The 17,727-nt window shown below is 60.9% G+C and carries 14 protein-coding genes; 7 read left to right on the top strand and 7 right to left on the bottom strand.

The window, feature by feature from the left end; genetic code table 11:
• Positions 1-160: 160 nt before the first annotated feature.
• Together ACKLNA_RS01145 and gudD are read left to right on the top strand one after the other, a co-directional pair.
• A complete protein-coding gene (locus tag ACKLNA_RS01145) occupies positions 161-1,507 on the top strand; it encodes an MFS transporter (RefSeq protein WP_085712493.1) in 1,347 nt (448 codons plus the stop codon).
• A gap of 14 nt (positions 1,508-1,521) precedes the next feature.
• Positions 1,522-2,865, top strand: coding sequence for a glucarate dehydratase (gudD, locus tag ACKLNA_RS01140; RefSeq protein WP_408984598.1), 1,344 nt, complete (start codon positions 1,522-1,524; stop codon positions 2,863-2,865).
• Here gudD and ACKLNA_RS01135 read toward each other — a convergent pair.
• The gene (locus ACKLNA_RS01135) at positions 2,862-3,737 is read right to left on the bottom strand and encodes a LysR family transcriptional regulator (protein WP_305834003.1); all 876 of its coding nucleotides are present in this window, start codon (positions 3,735-3,737) and stop codon (positions 2,862-2,864) included. The genes gudD and ACKLNA_RS01135 overlap by 4 nt on opposite strands.
• 160 nt (positions 3,738-3,897) lie before the next feature.
• Between ACKLNA_RS01135 and ampC the strand changes: the two genes are divergently transcribed.
• Complete coding sequence (gene ampC, locus ACKLNA_RS01130) at positions 3,898-5,064, top strand: class C beta-lactamase (RefSeq protein ID WP_408984597.1); 1,167 nt, start codon at positions 3,898-3,900, stop codon at positions 5,062-5,064.
• A gap of 61 nt (positions 5,065-5,125) precedes the next feature.
• Here the strand turns inward: ampC and ACKLNA_RS01125 are convergent, their stop codons facing one another.
• From ACKLNA_RS01125 to ACKLNA_RS01105, 5 genes are all read right to left on the bottom strand, one after another.
• Positions 5,126-5,398, bottom strand: a complete 273-nt coding sequence (locus ACKLNA_RS01125; protein WP_408985539.1) for a hypothetical protein — start codon at positions 5,396-5,398, stop codon at positions 5,126-5,128.
• 532 nt (positions 5,399-5,930) lie between these two features.
• The gene (locus ACKLNA_RS01120; RefSeq protein WP_085732272.1) at positions 5,931-6,494 is read right to left on the bottom strand and encodes a DUF4174 domain-containing protein; all 564 of its coding nucleotides are present in this window, start codon (positions 6,492-6,494) and stop codon (positions 5,931-5,933) included.
• A 211-nt stretch (positions 6,495-6,705) separates the two neighbouring features.
• Positions 6,706-7,491 carry a sulfite exporter TauE/SafE family protein gene (locus ACKLNA_RS01115; RefSeq protein ID WP_169431041.1) on the bottom strand — a complete coding sequence of 262 codons (786 nt, stop codon included), beginning with the start codon at positions 7,489-7,491 and terminating at the stop codon, positions 6,706-6,708.
• Between the two features lie 102 nt (positions 7,492-7,593).
• Positions 7,594-8,808 (bottom strand): MFS transporter, encoded by a 1,215-nt coding sequence (locus ACKLNA_RS01110; RefSeq protein WP_248741136.1) that lies wholly within the window; start codon positions 8,806-8,808, stop codon positions 7,594-7,596.
• 81 nt (positions 8,809-8,889) lie between these two features.
• Entirely contained in the window at positions 8,890-9,639 is a 750-nt protein-coding gene (locus tag ACKLNA_RS01105; RefSeq protein WP_408984596.1) for a hypothetical protein, read from the bottom strand.
• Positions 9,640-9,885: 246 nt separating this feature from the next.
• On the opposite strand from ACKLNA_RS01105, the gene ACKLNA_RS01100 reads away from it, so the two are divergent.
• The 3 genes from ACKLNA_RS01100 to ACKLNA_RS01090 all read left to right on the top strand — a co-directional run bounded on the left by ACKLNA_RS01100 (position 9,886) and on the right by ACKLNA_RS01090 (position 12,446).
• Complete coding sequence (locus ACKLNA_RS01100) at positions 9,886-11,034, top strand: aldose epimerase family protein (protein WP_408984595.1); 1,149 nt, start codon at positions 9,886-9,888, stop codon at positions 11,032-11,034.
• A gap of 90 nt (positions 11,035-11,124) precedes the next feature.
• Positions 11,125-11,946 (top strand): aldo/keto reductase, encoded by an 822-nt coding sequence (locus ACKLNA_RS01095; RefSeq protein ID WP_408984594.1) that lies wholly within the window; start codon positions 11,125-11,127, stop codon positions 11,944-11,946.
• A gap of 29 nt (positions 11,947-11,975) precedes the next feature.
• The gene (locus ACKLNA_RS01090) at positions 11,976-12,446 is read left to right on the top strand and encodes a DUF1810 domain-containing protein (protein ID WP_085712507.1); all 471 of its coding nucleotides are present in this window, start codon (positions 11,976-11,978) and stop codon (positions 12,444-12,446) included.
• Here the strand turns inward: ACKLNA_RS01090 and ACKLNA_RS01085 are convergent.
• Positions 12,411-14,771: a DNA polymerase II gene (locus tag ACKLNA_RS01085; protein WP_408984593.1), complete on the bottom strand. Its 2,361-nt coding sequence runs from the start codon at positions 14,769-14,771 to the stop codon at positions 12,411-12,413. The genes ACKLNA_RS01090 and ACKLNA_RS01085 overlap by 36 nt on opposite strands.
• A gap of 185 nt (positions 14,772-14,956) precedes the next feature.
• Between ACKLNA_RS01085 and ACKLNA_RS01080 the strand changes: the two genes are divergently transcribed.
• Entirely contained in the window at positions 14,957-17,665 is a 2,709-nt protein-coding gene (locus ACKLNA_RS01080) for an RHS repeat-associated core domain-containing protein (RefSeq protein ID WP_408984592.1), read from the top strand.
• Positions 17,666-17,727: the final 62 nt, after the last annotated feature.

Genomic DNA, 17,727 nt, shown 5'->3' with positions numbered 1-17,727 from the left:
CGGCACATCAAATCCAGAAAAGCATAAAAACCCTTCCCCGTAGATAAATTTGATTGAGCGCTCTCACTTGTAGGACAAAAAAATTCAGTTGTATGATGTCTATCAACAACGCAGCACTCAGCCACACCCCGCATAAAAATAACGAGTGGGAGAAAACCAAGTGAAATCATCCATTGCCGGGATGAACGAGGGCGCCGATTCGGTGCTGTCCTCCGCCATTGCCAAAGTCAAACGCCACGTCCTGCCGCTGTTCGTCATCATGTTCATCGTCAATTACATTGACCGGGTGAACATCGGTTTCGTCCGCACCCACATGGAACATGACCTCGGCATCGGTGCCGCGGCCTACGGTTTCGGTGCCGGGCTGTTCTTCATCGGTTATGCGCTGTTCGAAGTCCCCTCCAACATGCTGCTGCAAAAGGTCGGCGCGCGAATCTGGCTGACCCGCATCATGCTCACCTGGGGTCTGGTGGCCGCCGGCATGGCGTTCATCCAGAACGAAACCCACTTCTACATCCTGCGTTTTCTGCTCGGCGTGGCCGAGGCCGGATTCTTTCCAGGGGTGATCTACTACTTCACTCGCTGGTTGCCGGGGGCCGAGCGCGGCAAGGCGATTGCGATTTTCCTCAGCGGTTCGGCCGTGGCCTCGCTGATTTCCGGCCCGCTGTCCGGCCTGCTGCTACAGATCGAAGGTCTGGGCCTGCACGGCTGGCAGTGGATGTATTTCATTGAAGGGATGTTCTCGGTCGGCCTCTGCGTATTCGTCTGGTTCTGGCTCGACGCCAAACCCCACGACGCCAAGTGGCTGACCCGCGCCGAGCAGGATGCGCTGGTCAAAGCCATCGACGACGAACAGAAGGCCCGCGAAGCCGCGACGCCGGTCCGGCCGTCGCTGGGCAAACTGCTCAAGGATCGCCAGATCATCCTGTTCTGCCTGATCTACTTCTTCATTCAATTGACGATCTACGCCGCGACGTTCTGGCTGCCGAGCATCATCAAGAAGATGGGCGAGATGAGCGACTTCCAGGTCGGCCTGTTCAACTCGATTCCGTGGCTGCTGTCGATCATCGGCATGTACGCGTTCGCCTCGTTCTCGGCGAAGTGGAAACACCAGCAGGCGTGGGTCGCCACGGCATTACTGATCGCCGCTGCGGGGATGTTCATGTCCACCACCGGCGGGCCGATTTTCGCGTTCGTTGCGATCTGCTTTGCCGCACTGGGTTTCAAATCCGCATCGTCGCTGTTCTGGCCGATCCCGCAGGCCTATCTCGATGCGCGGATCGCCGCTGCCGTGATCGCGCTGATCAACTCGGTGGGCAACCTCGGCGGCTTCGTCGCCCCCACCACTTTCGGCTTGCTGGAACAACACACCGGTTCGATCCAGGGCGGCCTCTATGGTCTGGCCGCGACCTCGATCATCGCCGCGATCATCGTGTTCGCCGCCCGCATGACACCCAAATCCGCACCTGACGTCGCCGTGGCCGATGCCGCGCCGAAACACGCTTGAAAGGACAATCCCAAATGACCGCACACGACATCGCCAGAGCCCCGATCATCACCGAGATGCAAGTCATCCCGGTGGCCGGCCACGACGGCATGCTGCTCAATCTGAGCGGCGCCCACGGGCCGTTTTTCACCCGCAACATCGTCATCCTCAAGGACAACGCCGGCCACACCGGCGTCGGTGAAGTGCCCGGCGGCGAACGCATCCGCCAGACCCTCGAAGACGCCCGCAGCCTGGTGGTCGGCAGCCCGATCGGCACTTACCAGAAGATCCTCAACCAGGTGCGCCAGACCTTCGCCGACCGCGACGCCGGCGGCCGTGGCCTGCAAACCTTCGACCTGCGCATCACCATTCACGCGGTCACCGGGCTGGAAGCTGCCCTGCTCGACCTGCTCGGCCAGCACCTCGACGTGCCGGTGGCGGCATTGCTCGGCGAAGGCCAGCAGCGCGACGAAGTGAAGATGCTCGGTTATCTGTTCTACGTGGGCGATCGCCGGGAAACCGACCTCGCCTACCGCAGCGAACCGGATGCCGACAATGACTGGTTCCGCGTACGTCACGAGAAAGCCATGACCGCCGACGCCGTGGTGCGTCTGGCCGAGGCTGCCCACGCGCGGTATGGCTTCAAGGACTTCAAGCTCAAGGGCGGCGTGCTCAGCGGCGATGCGGAAATCGAAGCGGTGACCGCACTGGCCGAGCGCTTCCCCGACGCCCGCATCACCCTCGACCCGAACGGCGCTTGGTCACTGAAAGAAGCCATCCGTCTGTGCCGCGACCAGCATCATGTGCTGGCCTACGCCGAAGACCCGTGCGGTGCGGAAAACGGCTATTCGGGCCGTGAAGTGATGGCTGAATTCCGCCGCGCCACCGGCCTGAAAACCGCCACCAACATGATCGCCACCGACTGGCGCGAAATGGGCCACGCAATCCAGTTGCAGTCAGTCGACATCCCGCTGGCCGACCCGCATTTCTGGACCATGCAGGGTTCGGTGCGCGTGGCGCAGATGTGCCACGAATGGGGCCTGACCTGGGGCTCGCACTCCAACAACCACTTCGATATTTCCCTGGCGATGTTCACCCACGTCGCGGCCGCCGCGCCGGGCGACATCACCGCCATCGACACCCACTGGATCTGGCAGGACGGCCAGCGCCTGACCAAGGCACCGCTGCAAATCGTCGACGGCTGCGTGCAGGTGCCGAAGAAACCGGGGCTGGGCGTGGAACTGGACATGGATCAGGTGGCCAGGGCCCACGAACTCTATAAAGGCATGGGACTGGGTGCACGGGATGACAGCGTGGCGATGCAGTTTCTGATTCCGGGCTGGACGTTCGATAACAAACGGCCGTGTCTGGTGCGCTAAGCCTGCGCGGCCTCCAGCAACCAGTGCCTGAACGCCGCCATCGCCGAGGTCTCCGGCCGTGACTGCAACCGCGTCAGCCAGTAGCTGCCAGTGGTGATTTCGATGGCAAAGGGTTGGCGGATCAAATCCGCCGCCAGTTGCCGGGCAAACATCAACGGTGGCGCCAGTGCCACCCCGCCGCCCTGCAACGCCGCTTCCATCATCGCCAGCGACGAGTCGAACACGATGCTCTGGGGCGGCGCGGCATGGGTCGCCAGACCGGCCGCGTGAAACCAGTCCGGCCACTCATCGGTGCGATAGGAACGCAGCAGACGCTGCTGCAAAAGATCCCCCGGCGTGTGCAATTGCCGGGCGATTTCCGGCACACAGAGCACTGTCAACGGCGCCTCCAGCAACCGGGTCGCCTCGATACCGTGCCACGCCCCGGCGCCAAACCGGATCGCGTAATCCAGCCCTTCGGCGGCCACGTCCACCCGGTTGTTGTTGGTCGACAGCCGCAAATCTATGAGCGGATGTTTCGCCTGGAAGTCCGCCAGCCTCGGCAACAACCAGCCCACGGCGAAAGTACCCACCGCGCCGACCGTGAGCATTTCCCGATATTGCCCGCCCGCCAGACGCTCCAGCATCTGCGCGATATGATCGAACGACGTGGTCAGCACCGGCAGCAGGGTTTCGCCCTCGCCGGTCAGCATCAGCCCACGGGGCAGGCGTTTGAACAGGATCACGCCGAGTTGCGCCTCCAGGCTTTTGACCTGATGGCTGACGGCGGCCTGGGTCACGCACAACTCCACGGCGGCGCGAGTGAAGCTCAAATGACGCGCAGAAGCTTCGAAGGCGCGTAATGCATTCAAAGGCAATTGAGGTCGAATCATGCCAAGTCCCAAATTTTTCTAATGGCTCATCCGAGTTTTCATCGTTTGTCGAAAGACGCCGGACTGCCTAGATTTGGCGGCGCCGATCAGCCGGCCCGACGGAAAACGCTCGCAGTGTAGCGGGATAACACCATCAACACTCATGGAGAGTGGTTCAAGCATGTTTTCGATCAACCTGAACAAACTCAAGTCCCTCAGCGCTTTCGGACTCTTCTTCGCCGCCGCCACTTGCCTGGCCGCCCCGCAAACCGACGATCAGTTGCAGGCGCTGGTGAAGGCCACCGTGACACCGGTCATGCAGAAACAGGACATCGCGGGTCTGGCCGTAGCCGTGACCGTCGATGGCAAAGCGCATTACTTTAACTACGGTGTTGCCGACAAGAGCACCGGGCAAGCGGTGAGTGAAAACACCCTCTTCGAAATCGGCTCGGTGAGCAAAACTTTCACCGCGACCCTCGGCGCCTACGCCCAGGCCAGCGGCAAACTGGAATTCTCCGACAAGGCCAGCCAGCACTGGCCCGAGCTGAAAGGCAGCGCCTTCGACCAGATCAGCCTGCTGCAACTGGGCACCTACAGCGCCGGCGGCCTGCCGCTGCAATTCCCGGATGCCGCGGATTCTTCCGACAAGATGCTTGGTTATTACCAACAGTGGAAACCGACTTATCCGGCCGGCAGCCAGCGTCTGTACTCCAACCCGAGCATCGGCCTGTTCGGTTACCTGGCAGCAAAAAGCCTCGGCCAGCCGTTCGATCAGATCATGACCGAAACCCTGCTGCCGAAACTCGGACTCAAGCACACCTTCCTGTCGGTGCCGGCGTCTGAACAAAAGCTCTATGCCCAGGGCTATGACAAGAACAACAAGCCGATTCGAGTCAGCCCCGGCGCACTGGACTCCGAAGCCTACGGCGTGAAAACCAGCACCGCCGATCTGCTGCAATTCGTCCAGGCCAACCTCGACAGCGCGAAACTCGAAACACCGCTGCAAAAAGCCATCGCCCTCACCCACACCGGCTACTACACCGTCGGGGACATGACCCAGGGCCTGGGCTGGGAACGCTACGCCTACCCGATCAGCCTCGAGCGCCTGCTGGACGGCAACTCCACGCCGATGGCCATGGAACCGCACAAAGTCAAATGGCTGAATCCGCCACAACCTGAGCCGGCGAACGTGCTGCTGAACAAGACCGGCGCTACCGGTGGCTTCGGTGCGTACGTGGCGTTCGTGCCGTCGAAGAATGTCGGGATCGTGATTCTGGCGAACCGCAATTATCCGAATGGAGAGCGGGTGAAAATCGCGCACAGGATTCTGGGTGAGTTGACCCGGTAATCACGCCATAAAAAACGGGCGACCTGAGAAGGTCGCCCGTTTTTGTTTGAGGGTTTGAAAACTACGCCTGTAGCTTCCAGCCCAGTACATCCATCAGGTCGCAGCTGTCGCGCAGCGGGATCGCCAGCACCCGGGCGAAATCCTGCAGCAGCAAGGCGTCGTGGCCAGAGCCTTCTCCGAGCGAAATGGTTTCCAGCAATTGGGTCACGCTGCGCAAGCGGTATGCAGCGGTGCCGTGGAGTACGTCTACCGGAGCTTCGCGGTCGATCAGGAGGCAGGGGATCTGGCAGTCGATGCCGGTGATGGGGATGTAGCGGGGTTTGGGGGTGACAATGTGTTCGGGGGACTCTGGGTTCGTGGGAGTTTCCGGCCTGTTTGGATCTGTTTTTTTCATGTGTGAATACCTCTGACATTAAGGGAGAAACTGCCGAACTCCCTTCCACGAGAGGGTGGCAGCTTTGCGCAGGTGTGGAAGTCCGGGGTCAGAGAAACCCGGTGCACTTGAGAGTGCTCCTGCGCATAGCTGCCATAAACGACGATGGTGGCATAAAAAATACCAACATCTGGTCAAAGGCGCACATACGCTTCCCTGTTATCCCCGGACTTCCACATCCGACCGCTGATTTTGCAGCGGCCCGGAAAGGTTATCGGCATGGGTCTCGGAGCACCAGATCACCAGTGCCGACGCGCGTTGCAGGAAAAATCCGATGGATTTGAAGGGTGTTGCGTAACTCATTCCACTGGGAATATGCGGCAACTATTTTCATAAGGCGGGTATCACTACAACGGGTGACACGCGGGCAATAAAAATGGCGAACGGTAAAACCCGTTCGCCATTTTTTGTTCAGGTCACCCGAACCGCGCTCTCAATCATCCGGCATTTCCGGCGGCTTGGCGGGTTTCGCAGGTTTTGCCGGTTTGCCGTTCTTCGTCCCCTTGGCCGGTGCTGCCTCGGCGGCCGCTGGAGGTGGGGGCGCGGCGACCAGTTCCTTCTCGGCGGCCGGCAATGCATCGATGGTGTCGAAGACTTTCTTCAGGTCCACCGACTTTGCCTCGTCCCCGGCGGCCGACAGTTTGGTTTCCCCGTCCTTGCCCATCAGAAAAACTTTCGGATAGGCCCCGGCGCCCAGCTTCAGCGAGCGCAGCAACGCCATGGTGTCCTGTTGGCCTAGATCCTTGCCGTCAAGCTGCCCGGCCATATTGAGGATGGTGTAGACCTTGAGCTTGCGGTCGGCGATCCCCTGCTTGTTGGCCGGATCCTCAAGGGACTTTTTCAGGCTCACCCAGACCGGGTCGACCGTACTGCTGGCGATGACGATCAAGGGGCGGTAGTTGCCTTTGTCGACATCCAGAGGGGAATCGTTGTCCCCGGCGAACAAGGGGCCGGCAATCGCCAGCAAGAGTGTCAGGGTCAATGACCTGATGAGCATGCGCATCTCCTTTTGATATCCACGCTCTAATGATTGCGCATCGTGGCGATTGTTCCGGGGTTGCCCGGCAAATATGTTTCGCCTTGTTCAAAGCGTAGGTCAGCAACGATTTTGCGCAACCGGACGGGCGCGATCCTGTCGCCCGTTTGTTTACCTTTTATGACCGCCCCGGAGCGACTGTCGAGCTTGCCGGGTCATGCCGGCACGCGGATCAGAACGCCAGCTTGTAACCGATCAGCACCAGCATCGTCGCCAGGCACGGGCGCAGCAGTTCATCGGAGACCCGACCGGTCAAGTGGCTGCCGAGCCAGATGCCCGGCAGCGACCCCACCAGCAGGAAGCCCAGCACGCCCCAGTCCATGTTGCCCATGCTCGCGTGGCCGAGACCGGCGACCAGGGTCAACGGTACGGCGTGGGCGATTTCGGTGCCGACCAGGCGGCGGGTCGGTAGCAGCGGGTAAAGGATGAACAGCGCAACGGTGCCGAGGGCGCCAGCGCCGATGGAGGTCAGGGCGACCATGGTGCCGAGGATCAGGCCGGTGATCACCGTCATGATATTCAAGCGAGTGCCGCTGGGGTTGTAGTTGCCGCCGGCGCGTTTATGGGCGAATTCCAGCAGGCGCTTCTTGAAAAGAATCGCCAGCGCCGTGGCGAACAGCACGAAGCCCAGCGCCTGCTTGATGATTGCGTTCATCGCGTCCGGCGCGGTGTGCAGGGTGCTGAGGAACCACAAGGTCATCGCCACCGCCGGGACACTGCCCAGGGTCAGCCAGCCGGTGATGGCCCAGTCGATGTTTTTGTTCTTCCTGTGCACCAGCACGCCGCTGGATTTGGTGATGGCGGCGTACAGCAGGTCAGTGCCCACCGCCGTGGCCGGGTTAATACCGAACCACAGCAGGATCGGCGTCATCAACGAACCGCCGCCGACACCGGTCATGCCGACGATAAAGCCCACCACCAGCCCGGCAATCACCAGACCGAAATTTGCCAATTCCATGAAGACATCCAGAAGACGACAGGAAAAATCTGGCCCGCAGCATAGCGATTTTTCTTATAACCTCCTATATCGATCCGATCTATCGTTATGCCATTTCATGCTTCAGTGCTGTCGCCGACCAGGTTTGAAACTGTGGGTGGAATTGATCCACACCGTAGCCAGCGCAATCAGCGACAAAATCAACAGCGCCCACGGAAACGACATCGCCCCGGCCCGGTCCAGCAGCAACCCGCCAAACAATCCGCCACCGGCAATCGCCACGTTCCACGAGGTGGTGAGCATCGCCTGCACCACATCGACATGTTCACCGGCAGAGTCCGCTGCGGCGGTGAGCAGCAACGTCGCCGAACCGCCGAACGACAATCCCCACACCGCCATGCAGGCATAGATCAGCCACGGCGACGGTGCGGCCAGTGCCAGCACCAGTGCGGTCACGGCAAACACCGCGAGGCTGATCAGCGCCAGTCCGCGCAACCAGCGATCCACCAGTAGGCCGATGATCCAGATCCCCAGCAGCGAACACAGACCGAACACCAGCAACACCAGATCGACACGCTCGGCGAGGCCGGCCTGCATCAGGAACGGTGCAATATAGGTGTAGAGAATGTTGTGGCCGAGCATCCAGGTCAGCACCACGAACAGTACCGGGCGCACGCCGGGCAAGCGCAGTGACTGCATCAGCGGCAAACGTTCGGCGCGGGCCTGGCCCGGACGGTCCGGCACCGCGATGACGATCCACGCCGCCAACACCAGAGCCAGTGCCGACATGATCCCGAACGAGGCGCGCCAACCGATCACATTGCCCAGCCAGGTGCCGGCCGGCGTGCCCAGCGACAACGCCACCGGGGTGCCGAGCATGGCAATCGCCAGCGCCCGGCCCTGCTGATGCACCGGCACAATCCCGCGCGCGTAACCGGCCATGATCCCCCAGGAAAGCCCTGCCGCCATCCCGGCCAGAAACCGCGACGCCAGGGTCACGCCATAATGAGTGGAAAACGTGGTGACGGTGTTGAACAGCAGAAACCCGCCAACCGTCATCAGCAGTACCCGCTTGCGCCCCCAGCCCCGGGTGGCGACCGTCAGCGGAATCGCCGCGACAATCGAGCCCAGTGCATACAGCGTCACCAGTTGCCCGGCCAGCACTTCGCTGACGTTGAGGCCGGCGCCGATCTGCGGCAACAGACCGGCCGGCAGGGTTTCGGTGAGGATGGCAATGAAGCCGGTCATGGCAAACGCCAGCAACGCGGCGTAAGGCAGTTTGTCGGTGCGGGTGGCCCTTTCCAGGCTCGTGTATTCGGCGCTTGCGGGGTCGGTCATGACAGGTGCAGCTCCCTTTGAGTCAAATCGGACGAAAGATTGTATACAAACCTTATCGTCCGCCACTCTACCCGACTCAGCTCACTGCACTGGCAAAAAATTCAAAAACAGCAGGCTCTGGGCGTAATTCAAACCGATGCGCCGGTAGCGTTCGTCGAGCATCTGGGTCAGCAGATCCAGGCGCGCCACGACTTTGCCGAACTCTGTCGCGAAGCTCAGGTTGCTGCCCTCTTCTGAAATTTCGTTGGAGAACAGCAGCGGCTGACCTTCCTTGTTCTGTCGCTGGGCGAGGATCCACGTGGCTTTTTCGATGTTGCGCGCGGCGTTGTTGACGAAGGTCGGGTTGATCGCATCGGTCATGTAGAACTCGATGCGGTTGCCGTGGGCCGTGACCAGCATGCTGCCGATCGCATAGATGAACGCGCCGACCCGGTCACCGAGAAACTCCGGGCTCATGGCGTAACTCAGTGCCGCCAAATCTTTTTTGCCGCCAAGGGTCGGCAGCGGTTGCTGCTGTTCGATGGCCAGCCGCACCTGCTTGACCGCCGTGCGGATGTCGAGGAAACCGGATTTGCGCAATTCGTCCGGGTTGCGCAAGTACAACTTGCCCATCAAGCGATAGAGGCTGTCGAGGTTGTCGCGCATCGCCAGGGTGGCCATGCGGTCGACGCTGGTCTGAAGAAACTCCTGAGGCCTGCCCTCGCGCATCTGGCTGATGAAATTGTTGCCGTCCTGATGGCTGCAAGCGCCGAGCAACAGCGTCGACAGGCAGGCCAGCAACAGGCACGGGCGATGAATGAATGCAGCGATGTGGGGCAAAAATCTCGGCATGAATTCTTTGACGGACACATTCCTGTGCGGCGGGAGTCACCGCAACCTGGCCATGGATAGAGCCGGGGATTGCGCAAAAGTGCAGTGCCGCAGCGGTTTCCCGACTTTCGGCGTTTGACGAACCACTATTTAGTCCGACTTTATTTTTGCAATAAACGTTTAATCGTCTATAAATTTTCATTCGCACGACAATTAGCATGACTATTTAGTGATTTTGAAAACAACAACAAAAAAGGAAGGTCAACCATGCTTCAATCCCGACACTCACTCTGCGGCCTCGGACTGTCCCTGATGATCGCCACCCTCACCGCCCAGGCCGCCGGTCTGTCCAGCGAACACAAAGCCTTCGGCAAAACCAATGACGGCACGCCCGTCGAGCAATACATCCTGCGTAACAGCCACGGCATGCAGGCCACGGTCATCACCTACGGCGCGACCTTGCAGGCGCTCCAGGTGCCGGACAAACACGGCAAGCTCGACGACATCGTCCTCGGTTTCGACGATGTGCAGGGTTACCAGAAAGGCACCGCGTACTTCGGCGCGACCATCGGCCGCTTCGGCAATCGCCTGGCCGGCGGCGCCTTCGAACTCGACGGCAAACGCTATCAAGTGCCGCAGAACGACAAGACCAATGCCTTGCACGGTGGCACTCAGGGCTTCGACAAAAAGGTCTGGAAGGCACAGGAAACCAAAGACAAGGATTCGGTCGGCGTGACCCTGACCTACCTGTCGGCGGATGGCGAAATGGGTTTCCCCGGCAACCTCATCACCGAAGTCACCTACCGCCTCACTGATAACAACGAGCTGCGCATCGACTACAAGGCCAGCACCGACAAACCGACAGTGCTCAACCTGACCAACCACAGTTACTTCAACCTCGCCGGCGCCGGCAACGGCGATATCCTCAAGCAAGTCGCCACCCTGCACGCCAGCCATTACACGCCGGTCACCGCCAAACTGATCCCGACCGGTGAACTGGCGCCCGTGGCCGGCACGCCGATGGACTTCACCCAACCCACCGCCATCGGCCAGCACATCAAGGTCGATCACCCGCAACTGAAATTCGCCGAACCGCAACACGGCGGCTTCGATTTCAACTGGGCGCTGGACACCAAGGGTAACGTCAGCAAACTCGCCGCCGAAGTCAGCGACCCGCAATCCGGTCGCCACTTGCAGCTGTTCACCAACGAACCCGGCGTACAGTTCTACACCAGCAACTTCCTCGACGGCACGGTCAAGGGCAAGGGTGGCAAGGTCTACCCGCACTGGGGTGCGTTCACCCTGGAGACCCAGCACTATCCGGACTCGCCGAACCAGCCGAACTTCCCGAGCACCCGGCTGGATCCAGGACAGACCTACACGCAGAGTGTGGTGTTGAAGTTTTCGGCGAAGTAGCCGCCCTCGCCTCCTTTCTGGAACCGGACGGAACCCGTGGGCTATCCTGCTGCCCACCAAGGTATCGACCGTTTCGGAAAGGAGGTTTGAATGCGTACCCTCGAACTGGCTGGCGTACAGGTTCCGGTGATTGGCCAGGGCACCTGGCGCATGGGCGAAGACCGCTCGGCGCACAAGCGTGAAGTGGCGGCCCTGCGCAGCGGCATCGAGCTGGGCATGACCCTGATCGACACCGCCGAAATGTACGCCGAGGGCGGTGCCGAAAGCGTGGTCGGTGAAGCCATCGCCGGCCTGCGCGATCAAGTGTTTCTGGTGAGCAAGGTCTACCCGCACAACGCCAGCCGCAAAGGCATTCCCCAGGCCTGCGAGCGCAGCCTGCGCCGGCTCGACACCGATTACATCGATCTCTATCTGCTGCATTGGCGCGGCCAGTATCCGCTGGACGAAACCGTCGAGGCCTTCGAGCGCCTGCGCGAGGACGGCAAGATCGGGCGCTGGGGCGTGTCGAACTTCGACGTGGACGACCTCGAAGAACTGTCTTCATCGGCGTGCGCGACCAATCAGGTGCTGTACAACCTGGAAGAGCGCGGCATCGAATTCGACCTGCTGCCATGGTGCCAGCAACAGCGCATGCCGCTGATGGCGTACTGCCCGATCGGCCAGGGCGGCGCGATGCTCGCCGAGCCGGTGCTGAAACAGATCGCCGCTCGTCACGACGTGACCCCCGCACAGGTTTCGCTGGCGTGGATTCTGCGTCAGGATGGGGTGATTGCGATTCCCAAGGCCGTGCGCCCGGAACACGTGCAGCTCAATGCACAAGCGGCGCAGCTGCAACTCGATGCCGGGGATCTGGCGGCGCTGGACCAGGCGTTTCACGCGCCACAACGCAAGCAGCGGCTGGCCATGGTCTGAGCCACCGCCGACTGACAGAGGGCTTCGCCATGAGAAGCACTGATCAGGACGATCCATTCAACCTGCAACGTTTCGTGCTCGCCCAGGACCCGGTGTTCGAGCGGGTCCAGCGCGAGCTCGGCGAGGGCCGCAAGCGCAGCCACTGGATGTGGTTTGTGTTTCCGCAGTTCGCCGGGCTCGGGGGCAGTGAGATGTCCCGGCGCTTCGCCATCGGCTCCGCCGGTGAAGCCCGGGCCTATCTGGCCCATGAGCTGCTCGGTGCCCGGCTGCGCACCTGCGCGCAGCTTGTGCTCAATGTGCCGCAGCGTTCGATTGCCGAGATTTTCGGCCACCCGGACGACCTGAAATTCCACTCATCGATGACCCTGTTCGCCCAGTTCGCGGACGACGACAGCCTCTGGCATCAGGCGCTGGAGCGCTACTTCCACGGCATTCAGGACGAATGGACCCTGCAACTGCTGGACTCAAAACAGGCCCAGTTGCCCCCCGATCAGGGTTGAGAAATCGTCGTCGACAAATGGCAGGATCGCATCCGCCACCGGTTGCAGCTGGCGGGTGATGTAGTGGTCGTAGTCGATGGCCGCGCGGCGTACTTCCAGCGGCTCGGGGCCGGCCAGGGTGATGACGTAGCTGATCCAGCCGCCGTTCTGGTATTGCCGTGGCCGCTCGTGCTGCGCGTTGTAATCGTCGGCCAGCCGTGCGGCGCGCACGTGGGGCGGAACGTTGCGCTCATAGTCGTCGAGGGTGCGGCGCAGGCGCTTGCGGTAGACCAGTCGCTCATCGAACTCGCCGGCCAGGGTCTTGCGCACGTATTCGCGCACGTAATCCTGATACGGCTTGCGCTGGAAGATCTTCTCGTACAGTTCCTGCTGGAATTGCCGGGCCAGCAGCGACCAGTCGGTGCGCACGGTTTCCAGGCCTTTGTAGACCATTTCTTCGCTACCGTCGGCGCGGGTCACCAGACCGGCGTAGCGTTTTTTGCTGCCCTCCTCGGCGCCGCGAATGGTCGGCATCAGGAAGCGTTTGTAGTGAGTTTCGAACTGCAATTCGAGGGCGCTTTCCAGCCCGTACTGCTCGCGCACGTGCTCGCGCCACCAGTCGTTGACGTGCGCAACCAATGCCCGGCCGATTTGCGCTGCCTCCTCCTGACCGTGGGGACGACGCAGCCAGACGAACGTCGAGTCGGTATCGCCATAGATCACCGCGTGGCCCTGAGCCTCGATCAGCTGCCGGGTACGCAGCATGATTTCGTGGCCGCGCAGGGTGATCGACGACGCCAGCCGCGTATCGAAAAACCGGCAACCGCTGGAACCGAGCACGCCGTAGAAGGCGTTCATGATGATCTTCAGCGCCTGGGACAGCGGCGCGTTGTGTTCGCGTTTGGCAGTCTCGCGACCCTCGGCGACCCGGGCGACGATGGACGGTAGGCAATGCCGGGTGCGAGAGAAGCGAGCGCCGCGAAAACCCGGCACCGAATCGGCGTCATCCGGATGCTGCAAGCCTTCGATCAGCCCCACCGGGTCGATCAGGAAGGTGCGGATGATCGACGGATAAAGACTTTTGTAGTCGAGCACCAGAACCGACTCGTACAACCCCGGCTGCGAGTCCATGACAAACCCGCCGGGGCTGGCCTGCGGAGGATTGGTACCAAGGTTCGGCGCCACAAAGCCCTGACGGTGCATCAACGGCATGTACAAATGAGTGAACGCCGCCACTGAGCCGCCGCTGCGATCCGCCGGCAGACCGGTGACGCTGGCGCGCTCCAGCAAAAACTTCAGCAGTTCAGTCTTGGCGAAGATCCGCGTGACCAGCTCGCAGTCCTTGAGGTTGTACTTGGCCAGTGCCGGTTTGTCCTCGGCGAACATGCGGTTGATCTCGTCCATGCGCTGGTACGGGTTGTCGATGGACTTGCCCTCGCCGAGCAACGTCTGGGCGACGTTCTCCAGGCTGAACGACGGGAAACTCCAGGTCGCCGAACGCAGGGATTCGATACCGTCGATGATCAACCGCCCGGCCGCTGCCGCAAAGTAATGATTGCGGCTGCCGTGTTCGCGCCACTGCATTTCCTCGCCCCCGCGCCCGAGCTTGAGCGGCACACCGAGACGTCGGGCATGTTCGTGGAGAATGCGCAGATCGAACTGCACGAGGTTCCAGCCAATGATCGCGTCGGGGTCGTGACGGGCGAACCAGTCGTTGAGCTTCTTGAGGATCAGCGTGCGTGATTCGCAGTACTCAAGGTCGAAGTCGACAAGGCTGTCATCACCGTTCGGCGCGCCGAGCATGTACACCTGTCGCTCACCGCAACCTTCCAGCGCGATGGAATACAACTCGCCCTGCTCGGTGGTTTCGATGTCCAGTGAGACCAGTCGCAGTTGCGGACGATAGTCGGGTGAAGGCTTGAGGTGGGCGTCGAGCAGCACACCGTCGGCATCGGGCGTGCCGCTGAACCACACCGGCGCCGTGATGAAACGCTCCATCAAGTAGCGCTCGGGCGGTCGCACATCGGCTTCGAAGACATCGACACTGTGGCGGTTGAGCGCGGTTTCCAGACGCATCAACTGACCGTGCTGCTGGCAATACAGCCCGAGCACCGGGCGATGCTCGAAATCCTGCAGGGCCAGGGGGCGCAGTTCGACGTTCTTTTCATCCGCCAGCACTCGCTCGGCCTGCTCGCGTTGCACAGCCGGAATGAACGCCACCGACGGCTGATGCGGCAGGCGTACGCGGCGCGGCCCGGCGTCGGTCGCCAGCCAGAACTCGACTTCGGTGCCGGCCGGGGTATCGCGCCAATGCCGGGTCAGGACGAAGCCCTGCTGTAAATCCACCACTGCGACCTCGAGAATTGAACCAGTGTGGCGAGTTTACGCGTCTCGGGGCGATATTGCTGACGAGCGCCAAAGCCTGGGCACTGTCAAAGTTGACAGGTTACCCATCACATCGATGTTGATAGCATTCGCAGAGAAATTACCTCGAACTCTCATTGGTGCGATGCACTGCAGGATCGGGCAAATTGACTAGCTCCGTACATCACCGTACGCCTTCACTCATCGTGATGGACGGGCGAGGCCTGCCGGTTCGCGAGGTGTCCTGTCTACGCACTACGGTGGGGGCACCTACGGAGTCGCTGATTACCCGAAATCACTACGACACCGCTGGCCGCCTGGTGGAGTGCCGGGATCCCCGCCTCTTTGGCAGCGCACTCAATGCCAATCTGGTGAGCGTGTATGGATTGCAAGGGCAAGTGCTCAGGACCGAGAGCGTCGACTCCGGCGATCGCGCGAACCTGCCCGGTTTGGCCGATCAGATACTCACCCGCTGGGATGGACGTGGCTACGTCTGGAACAATCACTACGACAGCCGTATGCGCCTGATTGCCGTCGGAGTGAATGACCAAACCGATATCGAAACGCTGACCTTCGGCCGGGCCGACGCTGATCCCGGACAAAATTTGCGCGGGCAGCTCATTCACAAAGTCGATCCTTCAGGATCAACGGACTTCGGCCCCTTCAGTCTGTCGGGGTTGCCGTTTGCAGAAACCCAAACGCTCGATAGCAGTGCCTACACCACTCGATGGCACTACGGCGCCGACGGCAAGCCACTCAGCCAGACCGATGCCGGTGGTCACTTGCAAGAATCTCGATATGACATCGCCGGACAACTGATACAGGTAACGTTGCAACTGGCCGGCAGCCACACCGTCCAGGAGATTCTCAAAGACTCTCGTTACAACGCGGAAGAGCTGCCCGTGGAACAGACACTGGGCAATGGGGTGATTCGAACCTGGGATTACGACAATGCCAATGGCTGGCTGGCCACCATCAAGGCTGGTGTGCCCGGCCAGCCCCTGCGCCAGTATCTGGAGTATGGCTACGACAAGACCGGCAACGTGGTCAGCCTTCAGGATCACACCTTTCAACCGAAGTTTTTTGCCAACCAGCTTATCAACGGGATACGTCACTTTACCTATGACTCGTTGTACCGACTGATCAGCGCTACCGGTCATGACGCCTTGCCTGCGACCGGCACCCCGGGCCGTCCGGTGCCGAGCGATCCCGCCCATCATCTCAATTACCGCCAGACCTACAGTTACGACGCAGGCGGCAATCTGATCCAGATGGTGCATAACCGCGCGGTGGGTGGGTATACCCGACAGATGTTCATTCAGCCTTCAAGCAACCGGGGCGTGCCATGGCAGGCAGGGGATCCCGATCCGGACTTCTCCACGCTGTTTGATCGTCATGGCAATCTTCAGCAGCTACACCCGGGCCAACCCCTGGCATGGAACATCCATGACGAACTGGCCAGCGTCACACTGATCGAGCGCAGCGGCGAGCCGGATGACAAGGAAACCTATCGCTACAGCGGTGGCAGGAGGGTTTCCAAACGGCACGAGACTCATACCCCGTCCACCTCGCATTTTCACCAGGTGTACTACCTGCACGGCCTGGAAATCCGCACGCGGGAAACCGGCGAGGTCTTGCATGTCATTACCTTGCCGAATGCGATCGGCAATGTGCGCTGCCTGCACTGGCTCGCCGGGCGCCCTGCTGAAGTCGACAACGACCAAGTGCGCTACTGCCTCGACGACATCCAGCACTCCGGCATGCTTGAGCTCGATCAGCAGGGCCGCCTGATCAGCCAGGAAGACTACTACCCCTTTGGCGGTACGGCCGCGTTGACGGCTGGCTCGGCCCGGGAAGTGAGTTACAAGACCCTGCGCCACTCGGGCGAGGAAATGGACGAAACCGGGCTCTATGCCTATGAAAGGCGCTACTACGCCTGGTGGTGCCAGCGCTGGATCAGCGCTGACCCGGCTGGTGCGGTGGATGGATGGAATCTGTATGCGATCGTCAGGAACAATCCCGTCAGTGCTGTAGACGTGCTTGGGTTGACTGGCGAAAAGCTCAACCAGCGAGTCAGTAGCCGAACGACTGCCATGATCACGGCGGGCAAAAATGCCGCGACAGGCACCCCTGCACAAATCAAGAAAAGACTGGCGGCAAACCCGGATTCTCGATACTCGAAGAAATATCGAGACACCGTTGCCGTGGCACACGCCGGCGCACTGATCCCGGGGGCAAGCGCGAAAGAGGACATTATCCTCACGGACTTCATCAATATCCCATTGGAGAAGGAACCCCTGACGAGGGCCAAACAGGGGATCCATCTGTCCAGAGCCGTCGATTACAAACTTGGAAATGACAATCTCGCGTCCCTGGGCGTCTATGAGGTCACTGACCTCGGACGTTTGAAAGACTACATGAAGGAGCAATACATCAAGCGCCTGGCCGACAAAGATGTCGCGGTCAAAGTGTACAAAGGCGCATCAACCGAGCCGCTCGGCCTCTCCGGGATGCAATACGAAGTGCCTTCCATCCACGATGCGATACTGGATCGCATGGAGCGGCATGTTAAAGCCAGTAACATGCATCTGCCGGTCAGTCGAGGCCTGCCGGGGGCTCATGCAGAAGTGCAGGCTGCCAGTGTCTCCCTCTACCTCCAGCAAACCCTGACCGGATCTACCGATCCAGGGTCGATCTCGCTGGTGACGCAACGACTGCAAAACGCTGAACACGCTCAGGCTTTTGAAGCCTGCTTCAGTTGCGCCGGGCATTTGGTGGCCACTTACGACAATGCGGTCAAACCCTTTAAAGTTTTGACAGGCTCCACCGGCCTGACGCACGAGATCTGGAAAAACCAGCTGGGTGCACTGCAGTAAAGCTGCGTGCAGATAGACGAAAGCCGGTCAGGGAGAACCTGACCGGTGATTATCTCGCGACG

Source organism: Pseudomonas sp. UV AK001 (genome assembly GCF_046097675.1).
Classification (GTDB): domain Bacteria; phylum Pseudomonadota; class Gammaproteobacteria; order Pseudomonadales; family Pseudomonadaceae; genus Aquipseudomonas; species Aquipseudomonas kribbensis.
This window is presented reverse-complemented; position numbering and strand designations above follow the sequence as displayed.